Here is an 11,507-nt window from a genome sequence, read left to right on the forward strand (position 1 = left end):
AGCAGTGTGTGGAGAAATTTCTCTGGTTTGAAGAGGCATACCGTAAAAGGCTGGCCCTGTATTTTTAAAGAAATATACCGTGGGGTCAGAGCCTTTGATTAGTAAATGACTGCCGGGAAAGATTCCTGCTTTGAATAAGATATATCGGCTGAAAAAATCGAAGGAATATGCAGGAATGCAATTGTGGTTCAACCGGCATTATCAGCGGTGAGTTATATGGTGCTTCAGTTTAAGGAGCCAGAGTGCAATTCTGGTGGCCATATCCTGTTTCTCGCCATGCGAATCTGAACCATTATCTGATGCAATATCAGTGTTATTGAGATCTATCATTTTCGCATCGGGCCCGTACATACCGGAGAACATTTTTAATACATTTTTTTTCACCATGCCCCGCAGCGGTATATTGGCGATGAGACCATACATGGCTGCGCCTCCTTCATGGGCCAGGTGAGGATTTTTCTTTACATGGACCACTGAGGCTTTAAGGTCTTTCAGATATTGCTTTACTACCTCAAGATGCAGTGGCGTCACCATGGCATGCAGGGCTGCCGGGCGCTGGAGCCGGTCGATCTGCCATCCCCGTTTTTCCATCTGGTCACCCACGGCATAAATGTTTACATCTCCGCTGATTGAGCAGTATGAGAACAGGCTCGTCAAAGGCTTGCCGATCACCTCCAGTTCCGGTATGGAGTTTATGCCATTCATGAGTCCCTGTGTTGCTTTGAGTGTATCAGCGGCGATTTTCATGTAACCGTTTTGGCCGATGGACTGGATTGCTGCCCATGCTGCCGCATAGGCGCCGCCGGGCCTTGTTCCCAACAGTGCCGGCGAGGCGAATATCCCGCCAGGCCAGTTTTCAAAGACGAAGAACTGGTAAGTCATGATATCGAGGCTCCGATAAAGAATAGTGGATGCACCTTTGGCGGCGAAACCATATTTGTGGGTGTCGGCAGAAATGGATGTAACTCCTGGCACGCGAAAATCCCAGAGGGGAAGTTTGTGGCCCAATTTCTCGATAAAGGGAAGGAGATATCCTCCCACACAGGCATCAACATGGAGGGGGATATTTTTCGCCAGGGACAGAGCCCCCAGTTTTTCTATAGGATCAATGATGCCATGAGGATATTCGGGAGCCGACCCCAGGATCATAATAGTGCGTCGGTTGATGAGCTTTTCAACGGCCTTTACATCGACCTGCCAGTTGTCATCCAGGGGAGCATGAACTGCTTTTACATTAAAATATTCTGCCGCCTTTTCCCATGCCACATGAGCCGTTACGGGAAGAATCATCTCGGGTTTACGGATCCAGGGTTTTTTTGCCCGGGCCAGGTCCCGGTAGGTTTTAACGGCGAGAAGGCAGCTTTCTGTGCCTCCCGATGTCATGACACCGCAGACATTCCGGTCGCCGTGCAGCATATTAGCCGTCATACGCACTACTTCAGTCTCTATTTTTTTCAGGCTTTTAAATACTGCCGGGTTAAGGCCATTGGCGGACAGAAATTTCCCATACGCATCCATGAGCAGGCCGGAATGTTCCTCTCCCAGGTAATAGACCAGGCTCCATGTTCTGAGCTGTTTATATGCTGGATCAGTAGTTGCAAAGGATTCAAGGTCTTTTAAAATATCCTTACGCTTTCTTCCTTTTTCCGGGATCATTATAGAATGAGGGTCTGTCTGTTTCATGGTCTGCTCCTTGTCCGGATTTATTAAAAAAGATATTTATAAAGATAGGCGAATGATATACCCAGATAATTACCGATGGCGTATCCTATAATACCCGTTGTCAGTCCCGAAAGGATGACCTCTCGGTTTTTCAGGGCCGCCGCCACAACGGGTACAAAGGGCGGTGAGCAAATGGCCGATGTGGAAGTGACAAGGAATGTGTCCGTGTCTATCCGAAAAATTCTGCAGAGCAGTGCATGGATAAGCATGCTGCCAAAAATCATGAGAATCACAAAAAGCATGAGCAGGTAATTGATGTTGATAATTTTATCAATTTTTGCCATAGATGCAACCACAATACAGAAAATATAAATAATATACATGCCGGCCTGAAAGGTGTTCTCGATAGCCCGTACCCTCGGAATGAATGAAGCCGTTATACCCAGAGTCGTTATGGTGAGGATTGCCGCCGATGTGGCCATACTTTGGGGGACAATGAGGGTCAGAGCATAGCCTGAGGCGGTGATAAAAATGGAAAGTAAAAATGCCATGGCAAGAGGACCTTTTTTCCCTTTTGTCAGCATGGTTTTGTAAGATGAAATATCCTCATTTTCCGGATTGTTGCCTGTCTCAAAATTCTGTTCATTGGAAGAGAAGGGAAGAAGAAATAAATTAAAGAACCGTTGTCCAACGGCAATTATAAAGAAAATATAAATGAATGAAATCAGCGTATCATAACTGTGAATAATTATAAAGGTATCGGGGGTCACGGATAGGGCTGATTTGATGGCTGCCAGATTGGGGGTGCCTCCCGTGTATACACCGATGCTCATTCCGGCGATTTTCCATGCCTCGGGGTCAGAGCCTCTTATCATCAAGTATCCGGCGAGGGACAGAGCCAGGACCGCAACAACAGCCAGGGCCATGGAAAGGAGAGCCTTGCCGGCAAGTTTAAACCATTTTTTCACGTCCATGGAAAATAGGAGCAAGGGAAGGGCCAGGATGACGGCTATGTCAGCGGTCATGGACTGGTATGTTGCCAGTTCTACGGGAATAAGTCCTGAATTGCCTAGAATAATCCCCAGTGTGTAGCAAAGAACAACGGCTCCTATTTTATTAATGAATGTAAACCGGACGCAGAGATAGAGAATGATTGCCGGGGAAAGGATGTAGAGTCCGATTAGAACAGGCGCTGGCATGGTTGTCCCTCATCTACTTTTGTTTATTGGTTACAGATCGTTGATAATGCACTCATACGAAATATAATGCACTTAAGTGAAGTCTTAGATTGAATGGTCCTTTTGTCAAGTAATAATTTATGGGAGTTTCTGGGAATTAAGTTTAGTATTTTCCACAACAATGAATAAAACTGATTTTTTCAGACGGTCTCATTGCTATCGTGATTATTAAAGCTGCTGCTGCTATTGCGTTGAGAAGGCCAGGTGTTTTCTCTTTGTATTAAAGGTGAACCCCTAAAAGTTGAGATGAGTGATGATTCACAGACAGGGCTCTGACCCCTGGTGTTCACTACGCATCAACTTTTTGGATGCATGGCTAAAATGTTCTTGATATACATATCCTCATATGCAAATATTTACCGCATAATCGTAATGAATTGCCTGTATGCGCCGGGTAACGGCACATATTGCCCTGGATGCTCTCAGGGGATTATGAAAGAATTATATTCAGTTATCGATAGAATAATAATAAAAAAAAAGATGGAAACATGACCAGCAAAGAAAGAAAAATCTGGGAAAAAGAACAGAAGAGAAACAGGATAATTGATATCGCTCAGGAAATATTTTTTTCCAAGGGTTTCGACACTGCGACGATGGACGAGATTGCCAAGTCGGCTGGTTATAACAAGCGAACCATGTATCTTTATTTTAAGGACAAGGAGGATCTTTTCCTTGCCGTGGTTCTGCGGGGTCAGAAGATTCTTGTCACAAAACTTGAGGAAGCTTTCCATAGTCCTGCAACGCAGGGGACTATCATTTATAACCTGGGGAACGCCTTTTTCCGTTTTTCCCTGGAATACCCGGATTTTTTCAATCTTATAATGATATATGAAGCACGAAGCAGGGACTATTTTAAAAAAGATGAGGTTCCAGATTCGGATTCTTTCAAGGATCAGTGTCATGAGGCCTCGGACCGGTATGGCAGGTTTGTCATCGAGGCCATAGAAATAGGTAAAAAGAGCGGTCTTATCAAAAGCGAACTCACTGCGCAGCAGCTCATGCTCATCCTCTGGGGTGAGGTCTTCGGTGTTATGCAGATCATTCTCATTCGGAAAGATCATTTTAACGAAGCTTACGGCATAACACCCGAGGAGCTTTTCAATAATTTCATGCGGTTTACGGAAAAAGCATTGAGCTGAAGCAACGCGAGAGGATGTGGTAAGATCGTTAATTCAAAGTTGATGGTTTTTAGTATACCTGATGTTGCGGGCCGTCAGACCAATTCTTCCCGTATCGAGGCTTTCCCCTGGTATTATTCGACGCAGTTCGTCAACGCTTATTATTTTTTCGATATAGTCGTTCATGCCGTTTATCCTTTTAAGCGCCTCCCCGGCCGCTCCTTCCAGCAGCGCCGCATAACTGGTCCGCAGAATTTTCCCGTCGATGATATCGCGGTATTCAATAGTACCATCCAGGTCTGACAGGCGGTCTCTTCGGGGTACATTGGCGTAAAAGAGACCAAGGTTTTCCGGTTCCCTCATGGTGAAGCGAAGGATATGATAGGGCAGGCGCCGCATGAAAAGTCTGTTCATTGAAATCTGGCGGCGAAGCGCTTTGCGCAGATGCTGTTCCTGCAGACCGAAGATATGGTGTAAGGTCTTTCCGAAAATCAGTCCCTGCAGGTCGTCAGTTGCTATATTTTTCTGAACAGTAACGGGCGATGCTACACAGAGGTCCAGGCGGGTCTCCAGATATCGGTGCATATACCGGGCACGTGTGCTTTTCTCCGGTTCATTGTCATAATAGTTGCCTGAAAGATAATAAATAACGGGATGAAAAAAGATATCAAGAACGCAGTGTGATATATATCCGGCGATGAAAGCCAGGTCGCCATGCGATGGTCCGGCATCGAGCATGTTTAAAATAAGGGTGTTTGTCGGCTCTCCGGTTACACCGTGCATGGCCTCGGAAAGGCTGCACAGGGAATGGTCCTTGCTGTAAAAGAGGATATCGGGGGCGATGGAGCCCAGGTAATAACTGGACAGGTTTTCCTGAACAGTATTTTTCATGGCGCCTTCTACCATCCGGGTTTGCAGGGTGCGGGCAAAAAAGAGGTGTGTGTTTTCCTTTGGCATGCGTGTATCCTTGATATATTTGATAAATACCAGGGTCGGGTAAATGTTTGCATACATCTTTTTATGATATCAGGGTTGATCCGTCAAGCCTATAAAAGGCTTGCATAATGGACGGTTTCCCGTGAAATGGGTATTGTCGGGAATATGGGGATAACAGTTTATCGGAAAAATGATTTACTCCATGGGCCGGCCCGCCTTGGCCGCATACTTTGCATTTCAGGAAAAACATCATGACGACATTTACAATCGCGGTTACCTGTTCATTCGGCATTGAGTCAGTTCTGGTGAGAGAGCTGAACAGGCTGGGAATCACAGAAAATATCGCCGTGGAAAACGGCCGGATAACCTTTCCGGGGTCCGCCGGCGATGTGGTGCGGTGCAACCTCTGGCTTCGCTGCGCTGACCGGGTTTATCTTGAGATGGCAAGGTTCGGAGCCGTGGACTTCGAAGAACTTTTTCAGGGAACTCTCGCCGTCCCCTGGGAGGAAATTATCCCCATGGACGGCACTATGCATGTCGTGGGAAAGTCGGTGAAGTCGAAACTCCACAGTGTGCCGGATTGTCAGGCCATTGTAAAAAAGGCCGTGGTTGAATCCATGAAGCGGAAACACCGGCTCACTATTTTCCCCGAGGACGGTCCGCTCTTCCGTATCGAGATATCCATGCTGAAGGATACGGCCATCATTTCCATGGACACCAGTGGGGTGGGACTGCATAAGCGGGGGTACCGCGAGGAGGGAGGTGAGGCGCCCCTGCGGGAGACGCTGGCCGCCGCTCTTATATATCTGTCGCGATGGCGGCCCGAACGTATCCTGGCCGATCCCCTGTGCGGTTCCGCCACTATTCCCATTGAAGCGGCTCTTATGGGATGTAATATTGCTCCGGGGATTAACCGCTCTTTCGCAGCCCAGGAATGGGATTTTCTTGGCAGGGACATCTGGGAAAGGGAACGGGCTGCAGCGCGTGAAGCCGTGACCGATATTCCCCTTACCATACTTGCCTCTGATAATGACCAGCGGGTTTTCAAAAAGGCCCGTGAAAATGCCCGACGGGCCGGGGTGCTTGAGAAAATCACTTTTCAGAAAAAGCCCGTTGAAGAATTCAGCACACGAAAAAAATACGGATGCGTAATATGCAATCCGCCTTACGGTGAACGGCTGGGAAGCAATGACGAGGTCACAGCCCTGTACAAGAATATGGGGACGGTACTGAGCCAGCTCGATTCCTGGTCTCTCTTTATCCTGACGGGACATGAGGAATTCGAGAATCACTTCGGGCGGAAGGCAGACAAAAACCGAAAATTGTATAATGGCAAGATAAAGACATACCTGTATCAATATCTGGGACAACTCCCTCCCCGTTAAAGCGGTACTGCAAGGGCGCAGAACCGAAAAAGACTTGAAGGATATTTCCCTGTGTGGTTACAATAGGCATGCCCGGGATAGAAGAAATAATTCGAAAAAGCGATTCCGAACTGCGGCGTTTTGAGCAGCGTCTCCGTTTTCCCCCCATTATGGAAGAACTGTTTAATGTGTATGATCATCAGCGTTCTCTGAGTATTCTCAGGGTTGCCCTTATCCTCGCCTTTTTACTTTATGCAGGGTTCGGCGTTCTCGATATTTATATGGCGCCAAATTCGGTTCATGCCATCTGGATAATCCGCTTTGCCGTGGTCTGTCCCGCCATCGGGCTGCTTTTTTTAATGACATTCATGCGCATGTTTTACTCGGTAAAGCTTGTGGTTGTTTCTCTCGTAGTCCTGCTGGCTGGATATGGAATCATCGGCATGCTGGTCATTGCCGACGATCCCGATACGGGGCAGCTCTATTACGCGGGACTTATACTTGTTATCATGTGGGCATGCGTTCTCATGCAGATGCGTTTCAGAAATGTCAGCATCATCTGCTGGTTAATCGTCCTGGGTTATGAGTACACGGCGGTTGTTCCCCTCCATATGCTCGAGTCCGAAGAGACAGTGAGGATATTCATCAGTAATAACTTTTTCTTTATATCGGCCAACATAATCGGGATGATTTCCAGCTATCTTATTGAAAGATCGGTCAGGAGAGATTTTATCAATGGACTTCTGCTCGAGGAAAGAAATCGCAATATCGAGTTCGAGAAAAACGAATTGAAATCACGTGACGAGCGTATCCATAAGGAACTGGTTATGGCTCGTAATATCCAGCAGCAGCTGATCCCCTCACGGCAGCCGCGCGATAATATCTGCTCCCTCTATGTTCCCATGGAAATGGTTGGTGGTGATTTCTATGATTTCATCCCGTTCCGCGAAGAAAATCTCATGGGAATTTTTATCAGTGATGTGACGGGTCACGGTATTTCCTCTTCGCTCATCACGGCCATGATAAAAAGTCTCGTGCTCCAGGCCTATTCCTTAAAAAATGATCCCGCAGCATTACTGCTGCACATAAACACCCTGCTGGTGAATCAGACAGGAGGAAAATTTATCACGGCATTTTACGGAATCTATGATTACGGGACCGGAACCATGACCTATGCCAATGCCGGACACAATCCTCCCTATATAATAACAGCATGGAAGGCCGACACCCTGGCAGTGGAAGCCTGTTTTCCTCTGGCGGCCTTCACCGGAGATGACCTGAAACGGTTTGGCAAACTGTACCGGAATGATACTGTAACACTGCAGCGGGGAAGCAAGCTTCTTCTCTATACGGACGGATTCCAGGAAGTTCCGTGGCCCGGTGGTGATGAAGGGATTGCCGGATTCTTGCAGTCGATTCATGGGCTTCCCTGTGGAGAATTCATACAGGTACTCAATGACCGCCTTGTGAAGGTCAACGGTTCAGATATGTTTCAGGATGATATCTGTCTCATATGTATCGATGTTTAAGGCGGCAACGCTGCAGGAATTCATAGATGAATAAGAGCAGCAATTCTCCGGTGCTGTCACATGAAAAAGTTCTTCAGGGTATAGGCAATGGATATGCCCAGGTAATTGCCCACCACCCAGCCCAGTATTCCTGTCAGGACGCCGGAAACCACCACCTCTTTGTTTTTCAGTGCCGCGGCCACCATGGGAACGAAGGGCGGCGAGAAGACCAGCGCGGTCGAAGTTATAATATGCGTATCGGCATCAACACGGAAAATCGCGGAGAATATCAGATGGATTATAGCCGTTCCGAAAACCGCGATGCTCACATAACCGATCATTGCCGGTGCGGTGTTGATGAGCTTTGATAGGTCCGCCATGGAACTGACGACGAGGGAAAATATGAGGATGATGAAATAGCCCAGCTGAAAGGTCATGCGAATCTTTCTGACGGCGGGCACGAAGGAAAAGACAACTCCCAGTGTGGTGATAGTCAGTATGGCTACTACCATGCTGATTTCTTTGGGAACAATCAGTGTCAGTCCGCCGCCCACAGCGAATATGACTATGGCCAGTGCCAAGGCTCCCAGGAGCGGAAGAATACCCTCCTTCCTGATTCCGCGGAACGAGGTCATGAATCCTTCATTTCCCGATTCAGCGTCACTGTTCCCGGCAGATTTGAAGGGGGGCAGAACCTTCAGAAGGAGTCGCTGCATGAAGGATATGAGCATGAATATGTACAGGGCGCCTACGACAACATCGGACGTATGGACAGCGAGATATATCGTAGGATCCATCCTGAGGGCGGTGCCTATGGCGGCCAGGTTTGGAGTGCCTCCCGTGTAACAGCCTATGAGCATTCCCGAAACCTTCCAGCTTTCATTGCCGATGGATTCGTGGAAAATAAGGAAGGCTATCGTGGTGGATATTATAACGGCCGCTATGGAACTGAAAAAGGATATCATGGTCTTACCGGCAAGGCGAAACCATCCTCTTATATTCAGGGAAAAAAAGAGCAGTGGAAGGGCTACGGGAATGGTGAGGGTCAGGAAGGTGTCCTGAATCTTGAAAAAATCCCCGGGCAATATGCCCGTGTTACCGATGATTCCCCCTGCAATATAGCAAATGACCACGGCTCCCAGCTTGTCGAGGAAGGCGTAACGGTCGCAAAGATACATTACCAACGCCGGGAAAAGAATAAAAAATGCTATCATGCTTATTTTTATCATGGATTCCTCCCTGTATCTATTGAGAGCATGGTTTTTTGTAATATTCTATGAAAAATAATTCAAGTCAATAAAAAAAAATACACTATCGTGGTTGAAGTGATTGTTTTATCCCGCATCAGGCAGAAGCGTTCTTTGACCCGGCAGGGTCAGAGCCTGAATTTTACCTCCAGCGGGGTCAGAGCCTCTAATCGTAACATCCATGAATAAAGTTATACTCATTTGTTTAACCATACCGTGAATATGGAGATTGACCCGGGCAGGGCAGCCAGGAGAAATAACCATAACCGCCTGGTTCATGTTGTTGAAATATGAATATGTATTGACAGGACCGTGGCATGCAAGTGATTCTAGCTCTTTTGTAAGGGCGCTACGCATTTCCGTAGGGCATTTTCCGAGGACTAAAGACATGAAGATTATCAAACAAATATCATCGAAAACCCCTCTCTTCAAAGACAGTGAGCTGCACGAGGTTGTGGAAAGGCTCTGCCATCCCGAATCGTACAGCTCGGTTTATCATCGTGTGAAGCATCAGGAAGTTGCCATGCCGTCCACGGAGACCCTTTCTGAGATAGTTGAGCTCCTGAAATCCGTTATCTTTCCCGGCTATTTTCTCAATTCCGATGTGAATCCCGGAACCATGAAGTATTATATCGGGTCCACACTGGATAGGGTCATGAGGCTTTTATCGGAACAGGTAAAACGTGGATTTTGCTTTTTCTGTTCCACCGAAGCGGACAAGGAATGCCATGACTGCGAGAATAAGGCGGCCATCATATCGCACCGGTTCGTTAAAAGTCTGCCGGAGCTCCGTGAGCTTCTTGCACTGGACGCCCTGGCTGCATTCGAGGGCGACCCGGCAGCCCAGAAGCTGGGGGAGACCATTTTCTGTTACCCCAGTATCACCGCTATGACATATTATCGCATAGCCCACGAACTCTACAAGCACGATGTTCCGCTCATACCACGGATAATCACTGAAATGGCCCACTCCCATACGGGGATCGACATCCATCCCGGAGCGCAGATAGGGCGGCGCTTTTTCATTGATCACGGAACAGGGACTGTAATCGGAGAGACCTGTATTATCGGTGAAAATGTTCGTATATACCAGGGAGTAACCCTGGGCGCCAAGAGTTTTCCCATCGATGAAAAGGGAAATCCCATCAAGGGGATTCCCCGGCATCCCGTGGTGGAGGACGATGTAATCATTTATTCCGGCGCTACTATCCTGGGCCGGGTAACCATCGGCAAAGGGGCCGAAATAGGCGGCAATGTGTGGATCACTACCAGCATCGAGCCCGGTGCTAAAATTATCCAGCAGAAGGCTCTGAAGACATGTTTCGAAGACGGTGCCGGTATCTGAGGCCGTGAGGTAGTTCGCATATGCAGTTTATTCCCGGGATTGCCTTTGGCAATATTCATTTCGGTATGTCTGTGCAGGATGTCCAGTCCATAATGGGCCCGGACTGCATTATGGAAACATCCGACGAGGATGACCTGCGCCTGAATTATTATGACGGCCGTCTTATATACGTTTTTTACCAGGAGTATGACTTCGACCTGACCGGTATTTCCATCCAGCGGGCAAGCGTATCAATCGAATACGCCGGCCGTGACCTGTTCGCCATGAACTACGGTGAGATTATGGAAATATTCCTGGCCGAGGGCAATATCAGCGACCATGCCTTCAGTTATTATGAAGACGCCGGTGAAATGGAAAGCGTTGAGTTCGAGTCCATGGGGATTACGTTATACTTTGACGTCAACCAGAACCTCATGGAGGTGAATATATTCGAACTGGTTGCGGATGAAGATGAAGATGAATTGTGGGATGAAGATTGATGGGGGATGAACAGGTCGATGGAGTCCATTATTATCAGGGGTACAAAAAAATTCGGTCTTCGGATGCGCCTGCTTCTGCAGGGCGGTTTTTTTGTGAAAATACCCGCTCCTGTTTCCCTCGGTGTTATGCTTTCCACTTTTGGAATAAATGAAGAATATATCAGCAGCCGGATCGGCACTGTTTATTATAATTCCCTGCCCGCGGAAAATCCGCAGGGACTGATTGTATCGTGTGGATCGGCTATCGCGCTTTGCGGACCCATGGACGCAGCGCCTGTATCGGCACTCCAGCCCGGCGGGAATATTCCATCGGCAAAAGGTGCCACCGGCCCGGGCGGGTATGTCAAAATCAGCCTTTTCGATTCGGTGCTGGAAGATACGGGAGGCCTTTTTCTGAGCAGAGGTATTTTCATCGGAGCAGGGGAACTGGCCGTGTTCCTGAAAGAGAATGAAAATTTCCTGAACCGGTTTTATATGGAAGCTGTCACCGGCAGCAGGCCCCTCTCCACATTTTTGCAGCTCATCGGGTTTCTTTCCACCCATGAGAAGGATATGATTCTGCTCATGATGCGGAATGTTGATACGATGAAATACCAGGGAGAATAACGAT

At 47.8% G+C, this 11,507-nt stretch carries 11 protein-coding genes; 6 read left to right on the forward strand and 5 right to left on the reverse strand.

Annotated features, from left to right (window positions below):
* Window positions 1-201: 201 nt before the first annotated feature.
* Together CVV44_18815 and CVV44_18820 are read right to left on the reverse strand one after the other, a co-directional pair.
* Entirely contained in the window at window positions 202-1,656 is a 1,455-nt protein-coding gene (locus CVV44_18815; GenBank protein PKL35953.1) for an aspartate aminotransferase family protein, read from the reverse strand.
* A 50-nt stretch (window positions 1,657-1,706) separates the two neighbouring features.
* Window positions 1,707-2,861 (reverse strand): hypothetical protein, encoded by a 1,155-nt coding sequence (locus CVV44_18820; GenBank protein PKL35586.1) that lies wholly within the window; start codon window positions 2,859-2,861, stop codon window positions 1,707-1,709.
* Window positions 2,862-3,388: 527 nt separating this feature from the next.
* Between CVV44_18820 and CVV44_18825 the strand changes: the two genes are divergently transcribed.
* Window positions 3,389-4,039: a hypothetical protein gene (locus CVV44_18825; GenBank protein ID PKL35587.1), complete on the forward strand. Its 651-nt coding sequence runs from the start codon at window positions 3,389-3,391 to the stop codon at window positions 4,037-4,039.
* Window positions 4,040-4,072: 33 nt separating this feature from the next.
* On the opposite strand, the gene CVV44_18830 is transcribed toward CVV44_18825, so the two are convergent.
* Window positions 4,073-5,032, reverse strand: coding sequence for a hypothetical protein (locus CVV44_18830; GenBank protein PKL35588.1), 960 nt, complete (start codon window positions 5,030-5,032; stop codon window positions 4,073-4,075).
* 173 nt (window positions 5,033-5,205) lie between these two features.
* Here CVV44_18830 and CVV44_18835 point away from each other — a divergent pair, with 173 nt between their 5' ends.
* A complete protein-coding gene (locus CVV44_18835) occupies window positions 5,206-6,339 on the forward strand; it encodes an RNA methyltransferase (GenBank protein ID PKL35589.1) in 1,134 nt (377 codons plus the stop codon).
* A gap of 68 nt (window positions 6,340-6,407) precedes the next feature.
* A complete protein-coding gene (locus CVV44_18840; protein PKL35590.1) occupies window positions 6,408-7,847 on the forward strand; it encodes a hypothetical protein in 1,440 nt (479 codons plus the stop codon).
* Window positions 7,848-7,903: 56 nt separating this feature from the next.
* Here the strand turns inward: CVV44_18840 and CVV44_18845 are convergent, their stop codons facing one another.
* Both CVV44_18845 and CVV44_18850 read right to left on the reverse strand, forming a co-directional pair.
* Entirely contained in the window at window positions 7,904-9,055 is a 1,152-nt protein-coding gene (locus tag CVV44_18845; GenBank protein PKL35591.1) for a hypothetical protein, read from the reverse strand.
* A gap of 105 nt (window positions 9,056-9,160) precedes the next feature.
* On the reverse strand, window positions 9,161-9,463 hold the full coding sequence (locus CVV44_18850; GenBank protein ID PKL35592.1) for a hypothetical protein: 303 nt from the start codon (window positions 9,461-9,463) through the stop codon (window positions 9,161-9,163).
* On the opposite strand from CVV44_18850, the gene CVV44_18855 reads away from it, so the two are divergent.
* The 3 genes from CVV44_18855 to CVV44_18865 are packed head-to-tail and all read left to right on the forward strand — an operon-like array spanning window position 9,462 to window position 11,503.
* On the forward strand, window positions 9,462-10,418 hold the full coding sequence (locus CVV44_18855) for a serine acetyltransferase (protein PKL35593.1): 957 nt from the start codon (window positions 9,462-9,464) through the stop codon (window positions 10,416-10,418). The genes CVV44_18850 and CVV44_18855 overlap by 2 nt on opposite strands.
* Before the next feature lie 20 nt (window positions 10,419-10,438).
* Window positions 10,439-10,897, forward strand: coding sequence for a hypothetical protein (locus CVV44_18860; GenBank protein PKL35594.1), 459 nt, complete (start codon window positions 10,439-10,441; stop codon window positions 10,895-10,897).
* A gap of 18 nt (window positions 10,898-10,915) precedes the next feature.
* The gene (locus CVV44_18865) at window positions 10,916-11,503 is read left to right on the forward strand and encodes a hypothetical protein (GenBank protein ID PKL35595.1); all 588 of its coding nucleotides are present in this window, start codon (window positions 10,916-10,918) and stop codon (window positions 11,501-11,503) included.
* Window positions 11,504-11,507 lie beyond the last annotated feature (4 nt).

It is taken from the genome of Spirochaetae bacterium HGW-Spirochaetae-1 (assembly GCA_002839375.1).
Classification (GTDB): Bacteria; Spirochaetota; UBA4802; order UBA4802; family UBA5550; genus PGXY01.

Bases quoted from the DNA above. Each gene is read 5' to 3' on its own strand.
- CVV44_18815 (PKL35953.1), bottom strand. From the start codon at position 1,656: ATGATCCCGGAAAAAGGAAGAAAGCGTAAGGATATTTTAAAAGACCTT.
- CVV44_18820 (PKL35586.1), bottom strand. From the start codon at position 2,861: ATGCCAGCGCCTGTTCTAATCGGACTCTACATCCTTTCCCCGGCAATC.
- CVV44_18825 (PKL35587.1), top strand. From the start codon at position 3,389: ATGACCAGCAAAGAAAGAAAAATCTGGGAAAAAGAACAGAAGAGAAAC.
- CVV44_18830 (PKL35588.1), bottom strand. From the start codon at position 5,032: ATGTATGCAAACATTTACCCGACCCTGGTATTTATCAAATATATCAAG.
- CVV44_18835 (PKL35589.1), top strand. From the start codon at position 5,206: ATGACGACATTTACAATCGCGGTTACCTGTTCATTCGGCATTGAGTCA.
- CVV44_18840 (PKL35590.1), top strand. From the start codon at position 6,408: ATGCCCGGGATAGAAGAAATAATTCGAAAAAGCGATTCCGAACTGCGG.
- CVV44_18845 (PKL35591.1), bottom strand. From the start codon at position 9,055: ATGATAAAAATAAGCATGATAGCATTTTTTATTCTTTTCCCGGCGTTG.
- CVV44_18855 (PKL35593.1), top strand. From the start codon at position 9,462: ATGAAGATTATCAAACAAATATCATCGAAAACCCCTCTCTTCAAAGAC.
- CVV44_18850 (PKL35592.1), bottom strand. From the start codon at position 9,463: ATGTCTTTAGTCCTCGGAAAATGCCCTACGGAAATGCGTAGCGCCCTT.
- CVV44_18860 (PKL35594.1), top strand. From the start codon at position 10,439: ATGCAGTTTATTCCCGGGATTGCCTTTGGCAATATTCATTTCGGTATG.
- CVV44_18865 (PKL35595.1), top strand. From the start codon at position 10,916: ATGGAGTCCATTATTATCAGGGGTACAAAAAAATTCGGTCTTCGGATG.